19 protein-coding genes are annotated in these 24,880 nt (G+C 59.7%); 8 read left to right on the top strand and 11 right to left on the bottom strand.

Annotated elements, in window-relative coordinates:
* Positions 1–11: 11 nt before the first annotated feature.
* Positions 12–2,492, bottom strand: a complete 2,481-nt coding sequence (locus tag D8U61_RS24275) for a UvrD-helicase domain-containing protein (protein ID WP_130927805.1) — start codon at positions 2,490–2,492, stop codon at positions 12–14.
* Between the two features lie 257 nt (positions 2,493–2,749).
* On the opposite strand from D8U61_RS24275, the gene D8U61_RS24270 reads away from it, so the two are divergent.
* A complete protein-coding gene (locus D8U61_RS24270) occupies positions 2,750–3,445 on the top strand; it encodes a pirin family protein (protein WP_016774845.1) in 696 nt (231 codons plus the stop codon).
* Between the two features lie 54 nt (positions 3,446–3,499).
* Here the strand turns inward: D8U61_RS24270 and pgm are convergent, their stop codons facing one another.
* The 4 genes from pgm to D8U61_RS24250 form a co-directional block, all read right to left on the bottom strand.
* Entirely contained in the window at positions 3,500–5,146 is a 1,647-nt protein-coding gene (gene pgm, locus D8U61_RS24265; RefSeq protein WP_016774846.1) for a phosphoglucomutase (alpha-D-glucose-1,6-bisphosphate-dependent), read from the bottom strand.
* Between the two features lie 108 nt (positions 5,147–5,254).
* Positions 5,255–6,655: a PLP-dependent aminotransferase family protein gene (locus D8U61_RS24260; RefSeq protein ID WP_130927804.1), complete on the bottom strand. Its 1,401-nt coding sequence runs from the start codon at positions 6,653–6,655 to the stop codon at positions 5,255–5,257.
* A 49-nt stretch (positions 6,656–6,704) separates the two neighbouring features.
* Positions 6,705–8,171, bottom strand: coding sequence for a hypothetical protein (locus D8U61_RS24255; protein WP_125926554.1), 1,467 nt, complete (start codon positions 8,169–8,171; stop codon positions 6,705–6,707).
* Positions 8,172–8,721: 550 nt separating this feature from the next.
* Positions 8,722–9,744 (bottom strand): zinc-dependent alcohol dehydrogenase family protein, encoded by a 1,023-nt coding sequence (locus D8U61_RS24250; RefSeq protein WP_041480274.1) that lies wholly within the window; start codon positions 9,742–9,744, stop codon positions 8,722–8,724.
* 270 nt (positions 9,745–10,014) lie between these two features.
* On the opposite strand from D8U61_RS24250, the gene D8U61_RS24245 reads away from it, so the two are divergent.
* The 3 genes from D8U61_RS24245 (at position 10,015) to D8U61_RS24235 (ending at position 11,737) form a co-directional block, all read left to right on the top strand.
* Complete coding sequence (locus D8U61_RS24245; RefSeq protein WP_016774850.1) at positions 10,015–10,929, top strand: LysR family transcriptional regulator; 915 nt, start codon at positions 10,015–10,017, stop codon at positions 10,927–10,929.
* A gap of 143 nt (positions 10,930–11,072) precedes the next feature.
* A complete protein-coding gene (locus tag D8U61_RS24240; RefSeq protein WP_076562760.1) occupies positions 11,073–11,363 on the top strand; it encodes a type II toxin-antitoxin system ParD family antitoxin in 291 nt (96 codons plus the stop codon).
* Positions 11,364–11,365: 2 nt separating this feature from the next.
* Positions 11,366–11,737: a type II toxin-antitoxin system RelE/ParE family toxin gene (locus tag D8U61_RS24235; RefSeq protein WP_130927803.1), complete on the top strand. Its 372-nt coding sequence runs from the start codon at positions 11,366–11,368 to the stop codon at positions 11,735–11,737.
* Between the two features lie 83 nt (positions 11,738–11,820).
* On the opposite strand, the gene D8U61_RS24230 is transcribed toward D8U61_RS24235, so the two are convergent.
* From D8U61_RS24230 to gcvA, 3 genes are all read right to left on the bottom strand, one after another.
* Positions 11,821–12,582 (bottom strand): SDR family oxidoreductase, encoded by a 762-nt coding sequence (locus D8U61_RS24230; RefSeq protein ID WP_130927802.1) that lies wholly within the window; start codon positions 12,580–12,582, stop codon positions 11,821–11,823.
* A 29-nt stretch (positions 12,583–12,611) separates the two neighbouring features.
* Positions 12,612–13,439, bottom strand: a complete 828-nt coding sequence (locus D8U61_RS24225; RefSeq protein ID WP_130927801.1) for a DMT family transporter — start codon at positions 13,437–13,439, stop codon at positions 12,612–12,614.
* A gap of 75 nt (positions 13,440–13,514) precedes the next feature.
* Positions 13,515–14,420 (bottom strand): transcriptional regulator GcvA, encoded by a 906-nt coding sequence (gene gcvA / locus D8U61_RS24220; protein ID WP_130927800.1) that lies wholly within the window; start codon positions 14,418–14,420, stop codon positions 13,515–13,517.
* Between the two features lie 310 nt (positions 14,421–14,730).
* Between gcvA and D8U61_RS24215 the strand changes: the two genes are divergently transcribed.
* The 4 genes from D8U61_RS24215 to D8U61_RS24200 all read left to right on the top strand — a co-directional run bounded on the left by D8U61_RS24215 (position 14,731) and on the right by D8U61_RS24200 (position 21,340).
* On the top strand, positions 14,731–15,183 hold the full coding sequence (locus D8U61_RS24215; RefSeq protein WP_110600443.1) for a DUF805 domain-containing protein: 453 nt from the start codon (positions 14,731–14,733) through the stop codon (positions 15,181–15,183).
* Between the two features lie 278 nt (positions 15,184–15,461).
* Positions 15,462–16,715, top strand: a complete 1,254-nt coding sequence (gene mexE / locus D8U61_RS24210) for a multidrug efflux RND transporter periplasmic adaptor subunit MexE (RefSeq protein ID WP_130927799.1) — start codon at positions 15,462–15,464, stop codon at positions 16,713–16,715.
* A 15-nt stretch (positions 16,716–16,730) separates the two neighbouring features.
* Complete coding sequence (locus tag D8U61_RS24205) at positions 16,731–19,922, top strand: efflux RND transporter permease subunit (RefSeq protein ID WP_024013078.1); 3,192 nt, start codon at positions 16,731–16,733, stop codon at positions 19,920–19,922.
* Positions 19,919–21,340, top strand: a complete 1,422-nt coding sequence (locus tag D8U61_RS24200) for a TolC family protein (protein WP_016774854.1) — start codon at positions 19,919–19,921, stop codon at positions 21,338–21,340. Before D8U61_RS24205 ends, D8U61_RS24200 begins: the two co-directional genes overlap by 4 nt.
* A 201-nt stretch (positions 21,341–21,541) precedes the next feature.
* On the opposite strand, the gene D8U61_RS24195 is transcribed toward D8U61_RS24200, so the two are convergent.
* Genes D8U61_RS24195 through D8U61_RS24185 form a run of 3 tightly spaced genes read right to left on the bottom strand, consistent with a single transcriptional unit; the run spans position 21,542 to position 24,822 of the window.
* The gene (locus tag D8U61_RS24195; protein ID WP_130927798.1) at positions 21,542–22,492 is read right to left on the bottom strand and encodes an HlyD family secretion protein; all 951 of its coding nucleotides are present in this window, start codon (positions 22,490–22,492) and stop codon (positions 21,542–21,544) included.
* 4 nt (positions 22,493–22,496) lie between these two features.
* Complete coding sequence (locus D8U61_RS24190; RefSeq protein ID WP_016774855.1) at positions 22,497–22,697, bottom strand: DUF1656 domain-containing protein; 201 nt, start codon at positions 22,695–22,697, stop codon at positions 22,497–22,499.
* Positions 22,687–24,822, bottom strand: a complete 2,136-nt coding sequence (locus D8U61_RS24185; RefSeq protein ID WP_130927797.1) for an FUSC family protein — start codon at positions 24,820–24,822, stop codon at positions 22,687–22,689. Before D8U61_RS24185 ends, D8U61_RS24190 begins: the two co-directional genes overlap by 11 nt.
* Between the last annotated feature and the right edge of the window lie 58 nt (positions 24,823–24,880).

Here is a 24,880-nt window from a genome sequence, read left to right as displayed (position 1 = left end):
CTTTTTATGGGTCAGGCGCTGGTCTTTTCCTTTTCGCGTCGATGGTCGACGAAGAAGGGTTTGCCCTTGGCGACTCGATCCGACGCCCTCGGCATGTTTACCGCCTGGCTGTCCTGCGGTTCGACGTACCAATAGCAATGGCTGACGGCGCGTGTGATACCGACGTAGGCAAGGCGCAGGATTTCGTCCTTTTGCGCAGTGTCATAAGGCTCGCTGTCGCCGCTTTTGCCCAATCCCGCCATGCGATAGACCTGGTTCTTGTACGGAGAACTGGTCAGATGCTGGCAATCACCCAGCAGAAATACTGCATCAGCCTGCAAGCCTTTGGCGCTGTGATAGGTCAGCTGTTTCAGCCGCCGCGCATCATAGGGCAAGCTCGAATCTACATTAAGTACAGGCTGAATATGCTGCTCTATCAATAACTTATCGCTGCTTTTTCGATAAAGCATCAAGATTGAATCGCCGCGCCGGTAATGCTCGGCCAGGCGCTGACCCAATGCTTCATCGTCCCGCTCAAGCACGTTGACCGGGTGAAGCGGCTTGGGCTCACCACTGGCCTTGGCCTTCTTGCCTGCGATTGCCGGCGCTGCACGGACAATGTGTTCGGCGGCGTCGATGATGTGCTGATGGCTGCGATAGTTGTCACTGAGCATCACTCTTGTGGTGCTCGGTGAAGGAAATTCCTTATTGAACTCCATGAAGTAACTCGGCGAGCTGCCGCGCCAACCGTAAATCGACTGCCAGTCATCGCCAACACACAATAGCGACGAACGCTGCGCCCCTCGCCCAACGTGCATGGCCTGGCCACGGCTGCGGATTTCATTGAGGCTGGCGCGAATCCACGAAACGATCTGCGGCGATACGTCCTGGAACTCATCGATCATCAAATGCGCCATAGGCCGCAGCAACTCATCGCTGAGCAGCTTGAGGTTTTCCGGCGAGTGCTCGCTGAACAGCGCGAACATGCGGTTGTAGGTCATCACTGGCGGTTTCTGGTCCAGCAGGTGATCTTCAAATGCGCGCCAGAACAGGCTCAGGGCTTCAAAGAAAAAACGATCAGGATCGTCCTTGGCGAAGCTCATCCGACTGACCGCGTCCGGTACATCCAGGCCGAGGTTTTCGATAAAGCCTGCTGCGGCGATAAAACAATCCAGCAATGGCGCCGATACCAGCTCGCCTTTGACCTTGTAATCGAAGCCGGGACCGGCGCTGGCATCTCCGGCCAACGTCGCAAGAACGCGCCTGGATGACTCGTAACTATCAAGCCATATCAATGGCTTACGGCAGAAAGCTTGAAACAGGGTGCGCTTGACCGCCCACTCTGCACGGACACTCAGCTTGGCGTTGGGTCGGGTCAGCTGGGCGTTTTCCCTGGGATCAAAGCCGAGCACCACCCAGGCATCGAGGCTGGGAATATAGCCGTGAGCGTGGAACTTCGAACCATTGATTTCGAAGGCCTGCCGATTCGGTTCGATGCCTTTGATCGGCCACGCCCCTGCGCGAAACCACAGATCCTCAATCACATCGCAGAGCTCTTCATCGCGCTTGGCCGCCAGTTCGGTGACCGCCATGCGTTTCTGCACATCGGGGTGATCGCGTTCCAGTTCCTTCAACTGTAACCCGGCACGGGACAGCGGCTGGATCAACTGGCGGAAACGCTCATCCTCGTTGAACAGCCGGTGATAACAAGCATTAAGTTGCTGGCGCTGCGCGTCGTTGATACGCAGGTCAAACGGATTGCTGTCAACCTCCTCTGCGCCGCTTTGCGGGCGATCGCTGAGGTTCTCGAAGGCCTGCAAACGCTCGAAACCCGACAGGCTGCGGACCATCGGCAGGATGCGTGAGTGGAAGGTTCTGACCAGCTTGCGGGCCTGCTTGAGGTTCAGCGGCTGCCCCCACAGCATGAAGATTTCGATGAGTTTGTTGATGAAGTCCTTGCGCGATTCGCGGGTGAAGGTCACCACAGTCATCGAATCCAGCTCAAAACCCAGATAATGGCTGAGCAACAGAATGCGCAGCACCAGCGTGGTCGATTTGCCGGCGCCAGCACCGGCCACCACCGAGGTGGACGGCGTATCGCTGAAGATCATCTTCCACTGCGCAGCGCTGGGCTGGGCGTGGGCCGGAAGCAAACGGGCAACGTCAGCCTTGATGCGCTTCTTCAGTTCCGCCGTCAGCGGCAGGCGCCAGTCATCGAACAGGTGGTTATCGACGCTGGGCGGCCGATGCTCAGTGTTGCGGCTGTCGCGAATCAGCAGCACCTGGCGGCCTTCCTCCAAACCCTCAAGCTTGCCCTCCTTGAAACCGTATTCGACGCCAGCGGTGTGGCCACTGCGAAATCCGTCGGCTTGCCCGTGCAGCCACGACGCCCGGTGCTGGGCGCGCAGCTTGGTCAACCCGTGACCAAAAAATCGCGCGGCCAGACGTTTGAACCAGGGCATCTCGGCCAGTGGACGAAGTTCAGGGGGAAGATCGGGAATGTGTTGCGCCACGCTGACGGACTCCAGGGTGTGAGGCTGTGGCGGCTATGGTGTCTGGATTTGCCGTCCAGTTCTAGCGAAATGCTTACAGGTCATCGGTTTAGGCGACGAATTGAAAGTCGGATGAGACGATGTCGAGGCGCATTCCCATCAAATAACCTGATCATGATGCGGCAGTTTTTGCGCTTTTTATCGATGATTGCCTGATAGATGATTGCCGTCATCAACCACGGGGCCCGCCCCCTGACGACCCTTATTAGGAGACGATCATGCTTGAACTCAGACCCTTCAGCTCGCTGGGCGGCGCCCATCATGGCTGGCTGGACGCGCATCACCACTTTTCCTTTGCCGAATACTACGATCCGCAGCGGATGAGCTGGGGCAACTTGCGCGTGTGGAACGACGACATCATCGCCGCAGGTACCGGTTTCCCGCAGCATCCGCACCGCGACATGGAAATCATCACCTACGTGCGCGAAGGTGCCATCACGCACCAGGACAACCTCGGCAACAAGGGCCGCACCGAAGCTGGCGACGTACAAGTGATGAGCGCTGGCACCGGCATCGCTCACAGCGAATACAACCTGGAAGACAAGGAAACCAAGATCTTCCAGATCTGGATTCTGCCGACCGAAACCGGTGCGCCGCCGTCGTGGGGCGCCAAGCCGTTTCCTAAAGGCGAGCGCGAAGGTTTTGTGACGCTGGCCAGCGGCAAGGACGGCGACGATGAGAGCCTGCACATTCGTGCCAATGCACGTCTGGTGGCGGCGAACATCAAGGCCGGTGAAACCGCCGAATATCGGCTCGACGAAGGGCGTCGCGCCTATCTGGTTCCGGCCACCGGCGTGATCGAAGTCAATGGCTTGCGTGCCCAAGCGCGTGACGGTGTGGCGGTGGCCCATGAGCAAGTGCTGACGGTCACGGCGATCGAGGACAGCGAGATCGTACTGGTCGACCTGGCTTGATCTGAAGGCAATAAAAAAGGGCAACCATTACGGTTGCCCTTTTTCATGTGCGCATCACTTAGTGGAAATAGCGCCATCCACCAACGTTTGCGCTTCGGCCACCAGTTGCTTGAGGTGGTCATCGCCGAGGAAGCTTTCGGCGTAGATCTTGTAGATGTCCTCAGTGCCCGACGGACGCGCGGCGAACCAGCCGTTCTCGGTCATGACTTTCAGACCGCCGATGGCCTGATCGTTGCCCGGTGCATGGCTGAGGATGCTCTGAATCTTTTCGCCCGCCAGCTCGGTCGAGGTGACCTGTTCCGGCGCCAGCTTGCTCAGCAGTGCCTTCTGCTCAGGGTTGGCCTTGGCGTCGACGCGTACCGAGAACGGTTCGCCCAGTTCGTCGGTCAGCGCGCGGTAGGCCTGGCTTGGATCGCGCCCGGTGCGCGCGGTCATTTCGGCGGCGAGCAAGGCTGGAATCAAGCCGTCCTTGTCAGTGCTCCATACACCGCCGTCCTTGCGCAGGAACGAGGCGCCAGCACTCTCTTCACCGCCAAAACCCAGCGAGCCATCGAACAGACCGTCGGCGAACCATTTGAAACCGACCGGCACTTCGTACAGGCGACGGCCCAGGCGCTTGGCCACGCGGTCGATCAAACCGCTGCTGACCACGGTTTTGCCGACAGCGGCATCAGCGCGCCATTGCGGACGGTTCTGGAACAGGTAGTCGATGGATACCGCCAGATAGTTGTTCGGCGCGAGCAAACCACCGGACGGCGTGACGATACCGTGGCGGTCGTGGTCCGGATCGCAGGCGAATGCCACGTCGAAACGCTCTTTCAGGCCAATCAGGCCCTGCATCGCGTGGCTGGACGATGGGTCCATACGGATTTGGCCGTCCCAATCGACGGTCATGAAACGGAACGTTGAATCGACCTGTTTATTCACCACTTCCAGGTCGAGACGGTAGTGTTCGGCGATGGCCGACCAGTAGCGCACCCCTGCTCCGCCCAACGGATCGACACCCAGACGCAGCTTGGCGTCGCGGATGGCATCGAAGTCGATGACGTTGATCAGGTCGGCGACATAGGTGTTCAAGTAATCGTGACGATGGGTCGTGCTGGCCTTGAGCGCTTGCTCGTAGCTGATGCGTTTGACCCCGGCCAGTTTGTTCGCCAGCAGCTCGTTGGCCTTGGCTTCGATCCACTTGGTGATGTGGGTATCGGCCGGGCCACCGTTGGTTGGGTTGTATTTGTAGCCACCGCTCTGTGGCGGGTTGTGCGACGGCGTGATGACGATACCGTCCGCCAGGCCAGAGGTACGGCCGCGGTTGTAGCAGAGAATGGCGTGAGAAACTGCCGGGGTCGGCGTGTACTCATCGCCTTCGGCGATCATCACGGTGACGCCGTTGGCGGCGAGGACTTCCAGCGCGCTGGCGCCGGCCGGGGTCGACAATGCATGGGTGTCGATGCCGACGAACAGCGGGCCGGTGATGCCCTGGGCTTCGCGATACAGGCAGATCGCCTGGCTGATGGCCAGAACATGCCATTCGTTGAAACTCAAATCGAACGAACTGCCGCGGTGGCCGGAGGTGCCGAACGCCACTCGCTGGGTAGAAATCGATGCATCAGGCTGGCCGGTGTAATAGGCCGTAACCAGTCGCGGGATATCGACCAACAGTTCTGCCGGTGCCGGTTTGCCCGCAAAAGGACTGAGTGTCATGCAAAAACCTCTGAAATCGGAGTGGTTCAGGAAATGCAGCGCAGTTTACTGGCAGTTTGACCACTGTGCGACGGGATGTATCCGAAACTCGCCCGATGTTTTTTAACGTTATTGACCGGGCGACAGGCGCAAGGCATCACCGAGCAAGCCGATGACACTCGGCAGATCCCGCTCGCCGTGGTGCAACGCGCTTATCCGCAGATGATCCGCATGCAGACCTTGCAGGCTGAACAGCTCGCCGGGGGCCACGATGATCTGTTGCTTGAGCAGGCGACGGAACACATTCGCCATATCGACCGGCCGTAACGAACGCACCCACACCGTCGCCCCGCCCTGCGGCTCGACTATCTGCAGCGTATCGCCCAAACGTTCGTGCAGAACCTGGATCAACACGGCTCGCCGCTCACCCAGCATTCGCCGCAGCACAGATAAATGCTGATCAAGCCGCCCGCCATTCAACAACCGGGCAATCGCCTTTTGGCGGATCGGCGACAAGCGAAATGCGCGCAGCAGAAAATGGCGTTGCAGCGCCTCACGCCAGTGACGCGACAGGACAAAGCCGAATGGCGCTTCAGCGCCGATGAATTTCTCGAAAGTGGAAAACACCAGCAGACGCTCAGGATCAAGCCAACTGCGCAAACGCTGCGAATCATTGCGCTCGTCAAGCTCGCTGTAGCAGTCGTTTTCCAGTACCCAGACGCCATGTTGATTGAGCAGCTGCGCAGCGGCCTGCTGACGCTCATGGGTGAAACCCTTGCCGTGGGGCATGCTCAACACTGACGACAACAGAACCAGACGTACTGGCTCGTTCTCCAGCAGCGCTTGCAGCACCGACAGATCAAGCACGCCTTCGGCCAGCAATGGCCATTCGATCACGCGCACCCCGCACGACTCGAGCAGACGCAATATCACCCAGTCGCACGGTGATTCGACAATCACGCTGGCCTGACGCAATTCAAGCACCGAAATCAGAATTTCCAGGACCCCGCGCAGATCAGCACCGATATAGATGTCATCGGCATGCCAGAAATGCTCTGTCGAACTCGTGTACCGCGCTGCCAGGGCAACCCGCAACTCCAGCTCTCCGCAAGGTTGCACGAATGTCTGTAGCTGACGCGGATATTGGCGCAGAAGCTCACGTTCCAGCGTCAACAACGGACTGTCCAGCGGTTGCAGCGAGGCCGGTTCGTCGGCGCTCAACACACACATTCCGGGACGTCTGGCGTTGACGTACACGGTCTCCAGCAGATCATTGCCGTTGCCGGGCGCATCCATGCTGAACAGCGCTTGCGCGTAATACCCTGACTTGGCTATCGAATAGACTCGACCTTCCTTCTCCAGAAGCGAATAGGCGTACTGCACCGTTGAAATGGAGACATTCAGTCGATCCGCCAGTTGTCGCAAGGAAGGCATGCGTACCGCCGTACCACCTCCGGCGTCATCAATCAGCGTGGTCAGATATCGATAAACTGCCTGATAAACAAAGTCGTTGTCCCGCGCGCTTTTCACACCCTCATTTCCGTAGATATCGGTTCACAACTCAGGCTCCGGCTCACCGTCAGCGTTCCGTCGACCGCTCGAACGGCGCAGCCGAACGCGCCTCATCCGAACCCGAACTCTCCGAGGCCAATTGCGCGGGCGCATGAATCTGCACAGGGCCCGTTGCATAGAGGCGGATCACCAACCTGACTGGCAACCCGCTCACTTCCGTTATCCACTTCAAAACCTGCTCCGGCGCGTGCAAGCCTTGCATGGCGCGGTGCAGGTCAGGCATGGCGACCAACATGCCGGGATGACAGTTGCGCAGGAACCGCTCGAGACCTTTGCCGTTGTCGATGAATGGTGCAAACAGCAGGCACACCAGCTGCGTTTCGCTCAATCCGAAACCATTGATGAGGTAATCCTCGGCAAGCGCCCGCAGCTGCTCTGGCCCGCCGGCATTGTCATAGCTGGCCAGCAAGTGCTCGCAGACAGATTCGGCGACCTGTTTTCGCCGCATGTCGGCCAGCGTCTGACGAACATAATCGTCGATACCCGCCTCATAGTCGCGCCCCTCGATGAAGCGTGCGTACAAACCTCGCACGTGCGCCGAGATCAGAGGGTCAGCGAATACCGCTTCGCCCTGGTACAGCGCCAGGTCGTCAGGTTCATAACCGAGAAATTCGCCCAGCAGCGGCCAGCGATCCTCGATTTTGCCGACCATCATGTCGTTGATGTCGATAAAACTGGTGCGCCGGCAGGCTTCGAACTCACCTTCCGGGCGCCACGCTATCCGGTCATCATCTGCGCGCAGCTCGCGGTAAAAATCATCACCGAGCCCGTCGAGCAGCGGAAAAAGCGCTTCGAATCCGGCATTGACCAGTTCTGGACCGGCTATTGCCACTCGCTGCATTGCACGGTTCAGGCCTTCGAGGAAATGCTGCTGACTGCCTTTGGTTTCAGTGCTGATCATGGCGTCGACACCATTGTTCCAGCGGGCGATCTGGCTGTAGTACTCGGCCGTCGCCAGATAGGCGTCATCCCATAATTCAGGCGTTTCCAGCCAGGTGCGACAGTGCCCGACCAGCAGCAGATTGACGCGACTGGCCTCACGCCCTTCGTTGCTCACAGGCGTGCGATGGTCGAACGGCAGCACTTCGCGGTTATCGACCATCAGCACCTCGACCCGCGGATCGTCATAAAGAAACAGTGCGCTGTAGCTGCGATGCAGGTTTTGCAGGGCGAGCGGGCTGTCGCCACTCCAGCGCAGGGACGCCACGCGCAACTGGAAGGTCGCCGGAGCACGTCCGGCAATGGTCAACTGCGCAGCCCGGAGCAAGGCCAGGGTGTAGCAGCCGTCACGCAGGCCGGACTGAGGCACCAGCACCTTGAATTGCCCAATGTTTTCCATGCCGCCAGCGGCCACCACCAGGCGCTGTATCAGCAACTGCAATGCCGTGCGCTCGGCTCGGGAAAAGAAACTCAGCAGACGCTGCAATACTTGCTGATAGACATAGTTCATTGCCTGATCATGGATCGTGCTCATCGGTATTTACCCGGTATCAAAAGTTTCATGCCGCGCAGACATGACAATGGGCGCGCGGCAATTGGATCAATAAGTAATAGACGCTGAAATGCTAACACTTACAAAGTTGTAGTTATTTGAAACACTTCACCTGAATAAAGCCATCCAGATGCCAATCGTCACGCTCAACCACCCGTATTCATTGGGCTTTCGCCATTCGCAAATGATCTGAGGAAACTTCCCACAACGTCCCACGACAAATCATTACAAGAAAAGGAGAAGCAACTTCCGAAACGCCCTACAGCAATTAAACAGAAATTGACGAAGCCAGCCGAGCCAGCCATTTGATATTGCCTTGGACAAATTGAATGCACAGCCATAGCTCATTCCTTGAGATGAAAGTAATCATTCAATTATCAGTGCTTATAGTGTGATTAGAAGATACAGATCGAAGGCAAAAACCAGTTCAGTTGCTGAAGGGCCGATGCTTCGATATCGGGAAGGGTTTACTGACAGCGGAGGATCTAAACAGAAAAGAGTCCGTGGCGGCCACGGACTCTGATGAGCGGATTTACGCGGTTTCCACTTGCAGGGCCACTCGCTCGCGGCATGGGCATTCGTCCATGTAGCGATGCGCTTCGACGAACTCGTTGAACGGGAATACACGCGTCTTGAGCGGCAGGAGCACGCGGTCAGCGGTCAACTGGTTGATGTCACGCAAAGCACGCTGCAGAGCGACGTGGTCCTGGACAATGCCCAGCTCCGGCTTGCCGGTGAAGTTGCCGATGCAGTGCACGAAGAACTGGATGTTCTTCTGAAACGCCGCACACGCCGGGAACGGGGTCTGGTTACCACCTTGCAGCCCGTACAGCACCAGACTGCCGCGTGGCGCCAGCACATCGCCAAGCAACGACATCTGCGGGCCACCAAGACCATCGAACACCACATCGACGCCGCGGTTGTCGGTGATCTTGTTGATGCGCATCAACAGATCTTCCTCTTCGGTGACGATGACCTTCTCCGCACCGAGGGACAGCAGGTACTCCCGCTCCTCCGCCGATTTGGTCGCGGCGATCACTCGCACACCCAGCGCTTTGCCCAATTGCACAAACGACGGCCCGGCGCAGTGGCTGGCGTCAGTCACCAGCGCAAATTGACCAGGTTTGACCCGCGCCAGATCGGCATAAGCGAAGTAGGCGATCAGCAGCGGCGTGTAATGCACACTCGCTTCGATCGGGCTGAGCACATCCGGATAACGGGTCAGCGCGGTGCGCGGCAGAACGATCGACTCGCCGTAAACCGGATAGTCGTTCGGGCTTTCCGCTGGAAAGCTGGCCACTTTGTCGCCGACGGACAGGTCGTCGACATCAGCGCCCACCGCAGTGACCACGCCAGCCATTTCATGACCGAGGCCCGAAGGCAGACGTGCCTGGGATGACGCCAGATTCTGGCGCCACAGGGTGTCGTACCAACTGATGCCGATTGCCTCGACACGCACCTGCACTTCGCCAGGACCTGGCTGAGCAGCCGCATGCTCTTCGCATTTGAGCACCTCGGCCGGACCAAACTTGTGAAAACGGATCGTGCGGGACATCGCAAACCTCGTCAAAGTAACCTCTAATGCCATGAACTCTATCTGGGCTTTCGACCCAAGACCATCAGTGGCTATTAATAGTCGACATGCCTGTCATTGATTCCGCATCAAGGGCGGCATTGGCAAATTCCATGAAAAAAGGCCTGCCACCGTCGCAGTAAAGCTGAATTTTCCGGTGCAGAGTACCAGCCTTTCCCCGTAAGATTCATGCCGGCCATTGTTCTCATATGGTCGCCCTCGTCAAGTTTGATGACTCTGCCAGGACTCCAGATGAATCGTAATGACCTGCGTCGTGTCGACCTGAACCTGCTGATCGTGTTCGAAACATTGATGCACGAACGCAGTGTGACTCGGGCCGCGGAAAAATTGTTCCTCGGCCAACCGGCTATCAGTGCGGCCTTGTCGCGCCTGCGCAGCCTGTTTGACGATCCCTTGTTTGTCCGCACCGGCCGCAGCATGGAGCCGTCCGCCCGCGCGGTGGAAATCTTCGCCCTGCTCTCGCCCGCCCTTGATTCGATCTCGACCGCCGTCAGTCGTGCCGCCGATTTCGATCCGGCGACCAGCACGTCGGTGTTCCGCATTGGATTATCCGACGACGTCGAATTCGCCCTGCTGCCCATGCTGCTCAAGCGCCTGCGCGCCGAAGCACCAGGCATCGTCCTCGTGGTGCGGCGGGTCAACTACATCTTGATGCCTGGCCTGCTCGCCTCCGGCGAGATTTCGATCGGCGTCAGCTACACCACCGACCTGCCAGCCAACGCCAAGCGCAAGGTCCTGCGCCGCAGCGCACCGAAGCTGCTGCGCGCCGACACCGTGCCGGGGCCGTTGAGCCTCGACGACTACTGCGCCCGACCGCACGCACTGGTGTCGTTCGCTGGCGACCTCAGTGGTTTCGTCGATGAAGAACTGGAAAAACTCGGACGCAAACGGCACGTGGTGCTGGCGGTGCCACAGTTCAACGGACTCGGCACGCTGCTGGCGGGCACCGATATCGTCGCGACCGTGCCGGATTACACGGCTGAGGCACTGACGGCGGCTGGCGGTTTGCGGGCTGAAGATCCACCGCTGCCGACGCGGACCTTCGAATTGCACATGGCATGGCGTGGCTCGCAGGATAACGACCCGGGAGAGCGGTGGTTGAGGTCGCGGATTCAGATGTTTTTTGGCGATCCGGATAGTCTTTAGGTATCGTCGGCTAGGGTGCTTTATCGGAAGTACGGTAGAACGCACCCCGTCGGAATCAGATCCCGATTCAATATCCGGACGGGCAAATTGGCATAATATGCCAATGTTCGTAATTACCGGTTTGGCCAGCACTGGAGATAATTATGGCGACCCGAAACGTAGTGCTCACTCCACACCAGGAACAGGTTATTCATGACCTTGTCCAGTCAGGCCGGTATCAGAATGCCAGTGAGGTAATGCGCGAAGGCTTGCGGCTGTTGGAGCAGCGCGTCGCCGAAGATACCGCCAAAATCGAGGCACTGCGTCAGGCGACCTCGATCGGCATCATGGATCTTGAGCGTGGGCGTTTTACTCAGGTGAACGAAGGGGATCTGGAACATTACCTTGAAGGCTTGAGCCAAGAGGCTACCCTCCCCGCGCGCGAGAAACACTGAGGATGCCGCGATATCGGATTTCCAACCCCGCGCGCGCCGACATTGTCGACATACTCAGACTCTCCCATACCCAGTTCGGCGACCAGGCCCGCCAGCGCTACCAAGCGCTGATCCTTGCAGCGCTGCAAGCGCTGGCCGACAAGCCTTATCTCATTGGCAGCCATGACCGCGATGAGCTTGCACCAGGCCTCCGCAACTATCACCTCATCTATTCGCGCCAGCAGGCGAAACCCACTCATGGAACGGTCAAGAGCCCGCGCCATATCGTGTTCTATCGCGTGGCAAATGACGACGTGATCGAGGTCGTCAGACTCCTTCATGACGCCATGGAAGCGCATTTGCACTTGCCTGCGGCTGAACGACCGACCCCATGACCTGACTGGCCAAGAACAGGAAAATCAGGCGCCCCCTCTGAATCTGGACCCTGAAAGCCCTTTAGCCTCTTTCCCGACCCGAATCACTTGCCGCCAGACACATCCAGAAAAGTACCCGTGACAAAGGAGGCCTCCGCGCTGGCCAGCCACAAAATGGCCCGCGCCACCTCTTCCGGCTGACCGCCCCGCCCCATGGGGATAGTGTCCTTCACGCGATCCACCCGCCCCGGCTCGCCGCCGCTGGCGTGCATGTCGGTATAGATGTGCCCCGGGCGAATGCAGTTGACCCGAATACCCTCGCGCGCGACTTCTTTGGCAAAGCCGATGGTGAAAGTTTCCAGCGCGCCTTTCGATGCTGCGTAGTCAACGTATTCATTCGGGCTGCCCAGGCGCGCCGAGGCAGAAGAAACGTTGATCACTGCCCCACCTGTGCCGCCGTGCCGATAAGCCATGCGCTTCACCGCTTGCTGCGCGCACAGGATCGGTCCCAGAGCATTGACCGCGAAGATGCGCTGCATGCGTTCAAAGCTCAGGTCCTCCATGCGTGACTGTTTTGCCAGAACGCCAGCGTTATTGACCAGAACATCGATCCGTCCAAATGAGCGATCGAGGGCCGAGAACAGTTCAGCAACCTGCTCGGGGTCAGCACTGTCAGCACGCAGCGCGAGGCCCTTGCGCCCCAACGCTTCGATATCCGCCACCACCTCAAGAGCGGCGGACTCGTTGGCAACGTAGCTGATGGCAACGTCGTAGCCTTGCGCGGCGGCGAGTCTGGCGGTGGCGGCGCCGACTCCGCGACTGCCGCCGGTGATCAGAATCAGCGGGGCCTGCGAGACTTTATCCATGCGACGTTCTCCTGAGCAGTTGGCCTATGTCAGCCGATGATGATGGCGCCGCTGGCGATGACCACGCACGCCAGCACCCTGCGGATGGTGAGCTTTTCACCGAGGAACAAATAGCCGAGCAATGCGGCAAACAACACGCTGGTTTCGCGCAAGGCCGACACCGCGCCCAGCGGCGCTTCGTTCATGGCGTAGATAACGATTGCGTAGGCCAGCAACGAGACCAGTCCGCCGCCCACTGCGGCGAGCATTCCGGGCCGTACGGAAAACAGACTGCGAGCATCGCGCAGGCCGATATACACCAGCGGCATCAGCACGCCCCACAGGGCGCTCATCCACACCGTGTACGCGAGCGGCGCTCCGGAAAGCCTGGCGCCAATGCCATCGACGACGCTGTAGGCGGCGATGAAACAACCGGTGCCCAGCGCATACGGCAGGCTCGGCACCGACAGGCTGCGCCCGCGAAAGGCCAGGGAAATGATTCCGCCGGATACCAGACCGATGCCGAGCAGCTCAGCGGGAGTAATGGTTTCGCCGGCAAACAGCGCGGCGCCAAGGGTGATCAGCGCCGGTGACGAGCCGCGGGAAATCGGATAGATCTGCCCTAGATCGCCGACCCGATAGCTGCGTACCAGGAACAGGTTGTAGCCGACATGCAGCAGTGCCGAGAGCAGCGCATACCCCCAGCTCTCAGGTGCAGGCGCGGCCATAAAAAAGGTGGCAATGAGGCAGACGATGGCGATGGCCACGCACATTATTGTCATCGACCAGAGCCGATCGGCACCGCCGCGCAGCAGCGCGTTCCAGCTGGCGTGCAGGAGCGCGGCGAACAGAACGAGGAGTACGAGATGGATTGGCATGCGGCATTTTAGTCATCGCCGCAGCCCACATTACAGAGAAGTCTCTTCATCCAGTCATGAGCAATACCTCATGACTCAGTGCTGCGCGCCCTGCACTTTCAACGCCTCACTGAGCAACCACTCGCGAAATTTGAGGATATGCGGCTGGGCTTCGATGCCTTTGGGACAGACGAAATAATAGGCAAGCGGCGATGTGAACGGCACATCGAACAGCCTCAGCAAGCGGCCGTCGCCGATTTCATTTTCGACATGCCCGCTGCGCACCAGCGCCACACCCTGGCCGAGCAATGCAGCTTCGACAGTCATGTTGGTGTCGCCAAACCTTACGCTTTCGCGCAGCGGCGAAAATGCCAGCCCGACGGACTCAAACCACACCTCCCATTTCGGCGCCAACTCGGCGCCGTCGCGAATCAGCAACGGCAACTGCAGCAAATCGGCGGGACTGCCCGGCCTGCCGACACGCTGCAGCATCTCGGGGCTGGCCACGGGAAACACTTGCTCCCCAAACAGGAACTCCGAATACAGACCGGGATAATTGCCCTTGCCCAAACGAATGGCGACATCAGCTTCGCCGCTGGCGAAATGGATGATCGTGTCCGTGGTATCCAGCGACACCAACAGCTCCGGGTGCAGGCGCGACAGGTTCGGCAAGCGTGGCAGCAGCCACTTCAACGCGAACGAATAGGTGGTGCTGACGGTCAGGCGAACCCTGTCCTTTTGCTCGCGCAGATCCTCCAGCGTTGCTTCAAGGCTCATGAAAAATTCGCGCACGATCGGCGCCAGCGTCGCCCCCGCTGTTGTAAGGCGTAACGCCTTGCCGCGCTCGAACAATTGCAATCCCCAAAGTTCTTCAAGGTGCCGGAGCTGATGACTGACGGCGCTTTGGGTCACGTGCAGTTCTTGAGCGGCAGCCGTGAACGTCGGGTGCCGAGTGGCCACTTCGAAAGCCCGCAGGGTCGCGGTCGGGGGCAGGTCTCGCATATATGAAAGTTCCGGGGGTGGCAGAAGCTGACGGCATGAATATCAGCTCATGTTAGAGCGAAATGCGTTCGTATGCCTCTGGCCCCAAGTGGATTTGGTGACGATCGGGTTTGGGTTTAGCCGCAGACCCACAAATCGAAAGCCGAGAGCCGATGACAAACCTTATGGTAACGATTAGATTACCGCCGCCCCGCCAGTGGAGAGTCGGGCATTCAGTCTCTGCTCTCGTTGGCGACGACATCTGCACCAACGAAAACACCGGGATGTATCTGTCCCGTCTTTCGACTGACCATTTTTTAGGGAAAAAAACATGAGCCTGGTTTTCTGCCGTGGTTGCGCCAAGGAAATAAGTACTCTGGCACTGGCATGCCCCCAATGCGGCGCACCTCAAGCGCCACTGCATTCCATTGCCAGTGGCCCCATCATGGCGAGCGGCAACCCATACGTAGAGGCACTGAAGAAATATGCCGTGTTCACCGGACGCGCCACGCGCCGTGAATACTGGATGTTTTTTCTGATCAACATGGGCATCGCTATTGTCATGAGCGTTTTCGACGCCATGCTCAAGACCGGTGGCGCCTTGCAGAGCCTGTACAACCTGGCAATGCTGTTGCCGAGCCTCGCTGTTGGCGTACGGCGCATGCACGACACTGACCGCAGCGGCTGGTGGATTCTGCTGCCCATCGTCAACATCGTGTTTCTGGCGCAAGACAGCCAGCCTGGCCCCAATCGCTTCGGTGCCAACCGCAAAGGCTTCAACTGATCAATAGCCGCAATAGCGGATCGAAACGGCCTTCATGGCCGTTTCTTAATATATATGACTCCCCTCTCACAAAGGCCTTGCTCAATCATTGCTCGTCACGCAAGACAGATTTGCAAGAAAACACATTGTTAGCCCCCTAACGAAAGGTGCATGCTAGAGGGCTGCCTCGGCGCTTATATCATTCCGAATGATAGTTACCTTTGCTTCATTCGATTCGTGCCATCACACCTGCGCCGAGCATCATCCGCCCATCTTCAATACTTCGGCGGATTGCATCCATGGAACAATCACTCAAACATTTGCGCTTCCCGTTGGCCATGCTGGCCGTACTGGTGATGAGCGCCTGCGGCAAAACTCCGGAGACTGCCGGTGCCCCGCCCGCTGCCAAAGTCAGCGTGGCCAAGGTGCTGGAACAACCGGTCAACGAGTGGGACGAATTTACCGGGCGCCTCGAAGCGCCGGAAACCGTTGAAATCCGCCCACGGGTTTCGGGCCAGATCGATCAGGTCGCGTTCACCGAAGGCGCGCTGGTCAAAAAAGGTGACCTGCTGTTCCAGATCGACCCGCGTCCGTTCCAGGCCGAGGTACGCCGCCTCGAAGCTCTGGTTGCTCAAGCCCGCGCCACCGCCACTCGCAGCGAAAACGAAGCCGCTCGCGGCGAACGCCTGCGTACCAGCAACGCCATTTCCGCTGAACTGGCCGACTCGCGCACCAGCGCCGCCCAAGAAGCCCGCGCCGCCGTTGGTGCCCTGCAGGCACAACTGGACCTGGCCAAACTGAATCTGAGCTTCACCCGCGTGACCGCACCGATCAGCGGCCGCGTCAGCCGCGCCGAAATCACTGCCGGCAACCTGGTGACCGCCGACACCACCGCGCTGACCAGCGTCGTCTCCACCGACAAGGTCTACGCCTACTTCGACGCCGACGAACGCGTGTTCCTCAAATACACCCAACTGGCCCGCAACGGTCAGCGCGGCGCCACCACACCGGTGTACATGGGCCTGTCCAACGAAGACGGCAACCCGCACCTCGGCCAGATGAACTTCGTCGACAACCAGGTCAATCCGAAAACCGGCACCATCCGTGGTCGCGCAGTCTTCGACAACGCTGACGGCACCTACACCCCTGGCCTCTACGCTCGCTTGAAGCTGGTCGGCAGCGGCACCTACAACGCCATGCTGATCAATGACGAAGCCGTGGGCACTGACCTGGGCAAGAAGTTCGTGCTGGTGATGGATGGCGACAACAAGACCGCCTACCGCGCCGTCGAACTCGGTCCGAAGATTGAAGGCCTGCGCATCGTCCGCAACGGTCTGAACAAGGACGACACGATCATCGTCAAGGGTCTGCAACGGGTTCGTCCTGGCTCACCGGTCACCCCTGAAGTGATTCCGATGGCCAGCGAGCAGACCCTCGCCGCCCTCGCTCAACAACGTCAAGCGCTGGAAGCCAGCAACCTGCCCAAAGTTGCCCCTGCCAAGGGCGCATCGGGTCCGGCTGCGAAGCTGGCCGCTACGACCCCACGCGGTTAAGGGACGACAACTCCGATGAATTTTTCCCAATTCTTCATTTCCCGGCCGATCTTCGCAGCGGTGCTGTCGCTGTTGATCCTGATCGCCGGTGCGATCTCGCTGTTCCAGTTGCCGATCAGCGAATACCCGGAAGTCGTGCCGCCGACCGTGGTCGTGCGCGCCAACTTCCCGGGCGCTAACCCCAAAGTCATCGGTGAAACCGTGGCCGCTCCGCTGGAGCAAGCCATCACCGGCGTCGAGAACATGCTGTACATGTCCTCGCAATCGACCGCTGACGGCAAGATCACCCTGACCATTACCTTCGCCCTGGGCACTGACCTGGACAACGCGCAGGTGCAGGTGCAGAACCGGGTGACCCGGACCGAGCCGAAGCTTCCCGAGGAAGTGACGCGTATCGGTATCACCGTCGACAAGGCTTCGCCAGACCTGACCATGGTTGTGCACTTGACCTCACCGGACAAGCGCTACGACATGCTCTACCTGTCCAACTACGCAATCCTCAACATCAAGGATGAGCTGGCTCGCCTGGGTGGTGTCGGTGACGTGCAGTTGTTTGGTATGGGCGACTACTCGCTGCGCGTCTGGCTTGATCCGAACAAGACCGCTTCGCGCAATCTGACCGCGACCGATGTGGTGACCGCGATTCGCGAGCAGAACCGTCAGGTCGCCGCCGGTCAACTGGGCGCGCCCCCTGCCCCGACCGCGCAAAGCTTCCAGCTGTCGGTCAACACTCAAGGCCGTCTGGTTTCCGAGGAAGAGTTCGAGAACATCGTCATTCGTGCAGGCGACGACGGTGAGATCACTCGCCTGAAGGACATTGCGCGCATTGAACTGGGTTCCAGCCAATACGCCTTGCGCTCGCTGCTGAACAATCAGCCGGCGGTGGCAATCCCGATCTTCCAGCGTCCCGGTTCCAACGCCATCGACATTTCCAACGAAGTGCGCGGCAAGATGGAAGAGCTGAAGAAAGGCTTCCCGCAGGGCATGGATTACAGCATCGTGTATGACCCGACGATCTTCGTCCGTGGCTCGATCGAAGCGGTGGTTCACACCCTGTTCGAAGCGCTGATCCTTGTGGTGCTGGTGGTGATTCTGTTCCTGCAGACCTGGCGCGCCTCGATCATCCCGTTGGTGGCGGTGCCGGTATCGTTGATCGGTACGTTTGCGGTCATGCACCTGTTCGGCTTCTCGCTCAACGCCCTGTCGCTGTTCGGCCTGGTGCTGGCCATCGGTATCGTGGTGGACGACGCCATCGTCGTGGTGGAGAACGTCGAACGGAACATCGAACTCGGACTGACGCCGGTCGAAGCGACCAAGCGCGCCATGCGTGAAGTGACCGGGCCGATCGTGGCCACGGCACTGGTGCTGTGTGCCGTGTTCATTCCGGCGGCATTCATTTCCGGCCTCACCGGGCAGTTCTACAAACAGTTCGCACTGACCATCGCGATCTCTACAGTGATCTCGGCGTTCAACTCGCTGACCTTGTCGCCAGCGCTGGCTGCTGTGTTGCTGAAGAGTCACGACGCGCCGAAAGACCGCTTCTCGAAAGTGCTCGACAGAATCTTCGGTGGCTGGCTGTTCCGTCCCTTCAACCGTTTCTTCGACCGTGCCAGTCATGGCTACGTCGGCACCGTGCGCCGGGTTATCCGCAGCAGCGGCATTGCCCTGCTCGTGTATGCAGGCCTGATGGTGCTGACCTTCTTCGGTTTCTCCAGCACGCCGACCGGTTTCGTACCCGGCCAGGACAAGCAATACCTGGTGGCCTTCGCGCAATTGCCGGATGCCGCGAGCCTGGATCGCACCGAAGACGTGATCAAGCGCATGTCCGACCTCGCGCTGAAACAGCCGGGCGTGGAAAGCGCCGTAGCGTTCCCGGGCCTGTCGATCAACGGTTTCACCAACAGCCCGAACGCCGGCATCGTCTTCGTGACGCTGAAACCGTTCGACGAGCGTAAAGACCCGAGCATGTCCGCCGGTGCGATTGCCGGCGCCTTGAACGGCCAGTACGCGAACATTCAGGAAGCGTACATGGCGATCTTCCCGCCACCGCCGGTACAAGGCCTGGGCACCATTGGCGGTTTCCGCCTGCAGATCGAAGACCGGGGCAACCTCGGCTACGACGAGCTGTACAAAGAAACCATGAACATCATCAACAAGAGCCACAACGTCCCGGAACTGGCCGGCCTGTTCACCAGCTACACGGTGAACGTGCCGCAGGTCGATGCCGCCATCGACCGTGAAAAAGCCAAGACCCACGGCGTGGCCGTCAGCGACATCTTCGACACCCTGCAGATCTACCTGGGTTCGCTGTATGCCAACGACTTCAACCGCTTCGGGCGCACCTATCAGGTCAACGTTCAGGCCGAACAGCAGTTCCGCCTTGAATCCGATCAGATTGGTCAGCTGAAAGTACGCAACAACAAAGGCGAAATGATTCCGCTGGCGACCTTCATCAAGGTCAGCGACACCTCGGGACCGGATCGCGTGATGCACTACAACGGCTTCATCACCGCTGAAATCAACGGTGCCGCAGCCCCGGGCTATAGCTCTGGCCAGGCAGAAAAAGCCATCGAGAAACTGCTCAAGGAAGAACTTCCGAACGGCATGACCTACGAATGGACCGACCTGACCTACCAGCAGATTCTGTCCGGCAACACCGCGCTGTTCGTGTTCCCGCTCTGCGTGCTGCTGGCGTTCCTGGTGCTCGCCGCACAATACGAAAGCTGGAGCCTGCCACTGGCGGTGATCCTGATCGTACCGATGACCCTGCTGTCGGCCATTACCGGTGTGATCATCTCCGGCGGTGACAACAACATCTTCACCCAGATCGGATTGATCGTACTGGTGGGACTTGCCTGTAAAAACGCGATTCTGATCGTCGAGTTCGCCAAGGATAAACAGGAAGAAGGCCTCGACCCGCTCGCAGCGGTGCTGGAAGCCTGCCGCCTGCGTCTGCGGCCGATCCTGATGACCTCGTTCGCGTTCATCATGGGCGTGGTGCCACTGGTGTTCTCCAGCGGTGCCGGTGCCGAGATGCGTCACGCCATGGGTGTGGCGGTGTTCTCCGGGATGCTCGGGGTGACCTTCTTCGGTCTGCTGCTGACGCCAGTGTTCTACGTACTGATCCGTAACTTTGTCGAACGCGGCGAGCAGCGCAAAGCAGCCAAGGCGCACACTCTTCAAAAGCCACTGGAGGCGCAACAATGAGTCTGAAAGTCTTCCTGCCGAGTCTGCTGGTGCTGGCCCTCAGCGCCTGCGCCGTCGGCCCCGACTACAAGACCCCAGCCACGGAGGCGGCCAACATCACGACCGCCACCGACGGCGCCGCCGGGCAAAAGAACTTCGACCGTTCGAAATTCGAAGGCATCTGGTGGCAGCAATTCGATGATCCGACCCTGAACCAGTTGGTGAGCCAGTCGCTGCAAGGCAACCGTGAACTGCGCGTGGCGTTCGCCCGCTGGAAAGCCGCCCGGGCGATCCGCGACGACGCCAGCAACGACGCGATGCCTACCATCACCAGCCGCGCCAGCAGTGACTTGGGCAAGGGCCAGATTCCCGGCCAGACCACCGACCGGGTCAATAGCGAGCGCTATGACCTCGGTCTGGACATGGCCTGGGAGCTCGACCTGTTCGGCCGCATCCAGCGCAATCTGGAAGCCAGCGATGCCGACCAGCAGGCCGCCGAAGCCGATCTGTATCAGCTGCAAGTCACCATGATTGCCGAACTGGTCGACGCCTACGGTCAACTGCGCGGCGCCCAACTGCGGGAAAAAATCGCCGTGGCCAACCTGAACAACCAGCAGGAGTCGCGCAAGATCACCATCAGCCTGCGTGACGCCGGTGTCGGTGATCAGCTTGATGTCGAGCGCGCCGATGCGCGTCTGGCCAACGTCGAAGCCACCGTGCCGCAGTTGCAGGCGGAGCAGGTTCGGCAGAAAAACCGTATCGCTACCCTGCTCGGCGAACGCCCGGACAAACTGACCGTCGACCTCAGCCCGAAAGATCTGCCGGCCATCGCCAAGGCGCTGCCGATCGGTGATCCGGGTGAACTGCTGCAACGTCGTCCGGACATCCTTAGCGCCGAGCGGCAATTGGCTTCGGCCACTGCGCGCATCGGCGTGGCCAAGGCCGATCTGTTCCCCCGGGTCAGCCTCAGCGGCTTCCTCGGCTGGACCGCCGGGCGTGGTTCGCAGATCGGTTCTTCGGCGGCCAACGCCTGGGCGCTCGGCCCGAGCATCACCTGGGCGGCGTTTGACCTCGGCAGCGTCCGTGCCCGTTTGCGCGGCGCCGATGCTGACGCCGAAGGCGCGCTGGCCAACTACGAGCAACAAGTACTGCTGGCGCTGGAAGAATCGGAAAACGCCTTCAGCGATTACGGCAAGCGTCAGCAACGCCTGATCTCACTGATCCGTCAGAGCGAATCGAGTCGCAAGGCTGCTGACCTGGCAGAAATCCGTTATCGCGAAGGCACCACCGATTTCCTCGTCCTGCTCGACGCCCAGCGTGAGCGCCTGAACGCCGAAGACACTCAGGCCCAGGCCGAAGTCGAGCTGTATCGCGGCATCGTCGCGATCTACAAGGCCCTCGGCGGTGGCTGGCAACCGGAGACAGTCGCCAGCAAGTAAAGGTTGTTAAAGAGCTCCTTTGGTTGGCCGCAACCAACCAAATTTTTTGCCCCGCGTATCATTCGGTCGCGGGGTTTTTTTATGCCTTTGTGCAGTACTGGGTTTCTTGTGGGAGCGAGCCTGCTCGCGAAAGCGTCAGGTCAGACATATCAGCGGTGGCTGATAATCCGCCTTCGCGAGCAGGCTCGCTCCCACAGGGGATCAGCGGTGATCCTCCAGGACGGTGACGGTGGCGGTTGTACCGGCGCGCAGGCGATGCTTGCCGGCAAAGTCACCATCAATGCCAATGCGCACCGGCACCCGTTGCGCCAGTTTCACCCAGGTGTAACTCGGGTTGATGTTCGCCAGCAGACGACTGCCCGGCGCGTTTTCGCGGTCGGCGATGGCGAAGGCGATGCTTTCTACCGTACCGCCGAAACGCTCACCGCTCATCAATTGAATGCGTACCCGATCACCCTCCTCGATTCGCGGCAGCTTGGTTTCCTCGAAGTAACCACTGACATAGAACGAATCGCTGTCGACCAGCGCCAGGAGTGCCCCGCCGGCTTGTGCATAGTCACCCTGGCGGGTCAGCAAGTTGGTCACGTAACCGCTCACTGGCGATTCAACGCGGGTGCGCTGCAAGTCCAGTTCGGCTTGGGTCAGCGCGGCAATTGCCAGTTGCACATTGGCTTCGGCCAGCCCGAGGTTGGCCTGATTGCGCAACAGATCCGCCTGGGCAACCGCCACGTCGGTACTGGCCTTCTCCCATTCTTCACCGGAAATGGCGAAGCCCTGCTTCAGCGTACGGCGGCGGCGCTCCTCGCTCTGACGTTGTTTGAGCAACGCCTCACTGGCGACGATTGCCGCTTGCGATTGCCCCAGCGACGCCTTGGACACTTCCACCGAACGCCGGGCATGCTCGACCGCCAGTTGATAACGCGCCGGATCGATCTCCAGCAACAATTGGCCCTTGTCGACATGCTGGTTGTCCTGCACTGCCAGTTTGACGATTCGCCCCGAAACATCCGCCGACAGCGTCACCACATCCGCCCTCACCCGAGCATCCCGTGTCCACGGCGCGCGAGTGTAATACTCCCAGGCGAACCAGCCGAGGACGATCGCCAGGATCACCACTGCCACGGTTATCATTCGTGCAACTAGTGCTTTCAAGACATCAGGCTCCCATCAACAGAATCAGCGTGGCGCAGACACAGGCATACAGTGCGCCTTCGAACAGTGCTTCATGCCACACCAGGCGCAGCACGCCGAGGCGCCGCAGACACCAGTCCAGCAACATGAAGATCGGAATCGCCAGTAACAGTGCCTGGGCAATCGGCGGCAGATAAACCCCGCCAATTTCGAAATCAATGGGCAAGTTGCGGTTCTCCTTCCAGGCCTTGAGGTTGCAAATAATCGCCGTGCCGCTCGAGGAACGACACCACAATCAGCAGCGCCACACGCATGCGAAACACCGACCATAGATGTTCATGACTGACGGCGTGCAGCTCGTCCAGCTCGTCTCCGAGCTGGTGCAACGTGGCCAGCAGCGCCGCAAGCTGGACATCGTCGCGACCGGCAACCAAACGACCAGTCTTGCGCAACGCCGACGCCAGGCGTTGGCCAAACGCATCGGTAAGTAGCGCGTTGTTCTGCGCCTGCTGTCGCAGCTGATGCATGGCCACGCCCAAGGCCACGCATGCCAGGCTGATTTCATACAAGCGCTGCATGGCACGATCGTTCGCCGCTGGCAGCAGACCAAGCATGCTGGTCAGGCGATCGGTCATCCGACTCTCGAAAGCGAATTGTTGTTCATCGGTCGCAGGCAATTTGCTCAGCTGGTACACCTGCTCCCGCGCTTCGCCGTACAGGCGGCGGATGCGCAAGCCCGGGCGGAACGGGAAGATCAGCGCATAAACGATCAGGGCCAGCATCGCTGCGCTGACGTAGGCGCCGGCGAATTCGAACCATTGAATCGCCGTGTTCTGCCCAGTGCCGGTATTTTGCGGTCCGAGCATGAGAAAACTGGACAGGCCAAGGCCCATGCCGATACCGGCGGTGGCCGGACTGGAAATGCCCACAGCAATGGCATACAGCAGCGGCGCCAGCAGCAAGGCCAGCAGCTCGAAATCACTGATCGCCGGCACCAGCATGAACTGGTAGAACGCCGACACCACCAGCGCCAGACCCAAGCCTCGCGCATAGCTTTGCGCAGCCATCAGCGGACGCGGAAAAGTCGCCATCAGCGAGCAGAGAATCCCCACCAGAATCATCCCGCCGCGCGCGCCATCCCAGGCCGTTTCGATCCAGATCAACCCGCTGACCAACAGCGCGGTAAAGGCGCGGATCGCATTCATCGAGGCCAGGGTGAAATCCAGATGCAACGGACTGCTCTGGCCGCGATAGAGACAACTGGCCGGGCGCCCTTCCTGAATCGCGTCGCTCAGTTCGAGGATCTGCTCAAGTTGCTGCAACAGGCGCGCCTGCTCCCAACGCAGCGCCCAAGCCAATGAACGCAGGGTCGCGCTCATGTTGTCGGTCTGCTGCTCGGCCTTGTACGCCAATGCTTCGAACTGTTGCTGCAAGGTAACGAAACGCTGCCGATCGGCGCCAGACAGCGCGCGACCCTGTTGCGCCAGCTGCTCAAGCAACGCCAACTCCTCGGCACGCAGCTGCTGGACCTCCAGCGGCAGATCGCCCTCCCAGCGTTCGATGAGCAATTCACGCTGATGACGCAGCGCGGTCAGTCGCGAGGTCAGCAGCATCAGTTGATTGCCGAGCAGCAATACCAGGTTGTCGGCACTGCGCAAACGTGGGGCATCGAAATACAAATGACGGCGCAAACCTTCCAGCGCGCTGATCTCACCGAGCAGTTGCATCTGCCGGCGCTGGAAATCGGCTTCGCTTTCTTCCGTGCGAAGCACCTCGGCGGCGTGGCTGGCGGCCAGTTTGATGACCTGATCGATTTTGGCGAAATAGCCCTTGGCGACAGCTTCAGGCCGTGCCGTGAGCAAACTGACCACGCAGACACAAGCCACCGCCAACAAGGTTTCGGTGACACGGGTAACCGCTAGCAGAAAGGTGCCGTCCTGATCCGGAATCGCCAGCAAGGCCACGACCACAGCGGTGTAACCACTGAGCACGAACGCTTGGGAACTGGTGTAGCGCAACAAGGTGCCGCCCGCCGTGCACAGCGCCAGCCACAACGCCAATGTCGTGATGAACGGCAGCGGCGCCTGAGGGAAAATCGCCATGATCAGCACCGCCACCGCCGCACCCACGGTGGTGCCGATCACCTGGCCGAAACTGCGCGCCAGTGCCATCCCTGCCAGTGGCTGGCTGACGATCACCACGGCCATGATTGACCACTTCGGCTGTTCGAGATCGAAGATGAACGCCAGATAAAGGGTCAACAGCCCGGCGGCGATGGTCCGCAGGGCAAACAGCAGAACAGCCTGACCGGGATGGATCAAAGCCTTGAAATAGGTGTACAGCGCAGACATGGGCACTCTCTTTAAAACGACTTCTGCAAGCGTAGACATTGCAGCAAAAGCCTGACGG

This window comes from Pseudomonas sp. Sample_14 (assembly GCF_004307515.1).
Classification (GTDB): Bacteria; Pseudomonadota; Gammaproteobacteria; order Pseudomonadales; family Pseudomonadaceae; genus Aquipseudomonas; species Aquipseudomonas atacamensis.
Note: the sequence above shows the minus strand (reverse complement) of the source record. Positions and strands in the feature narration are given on the sequence as shown.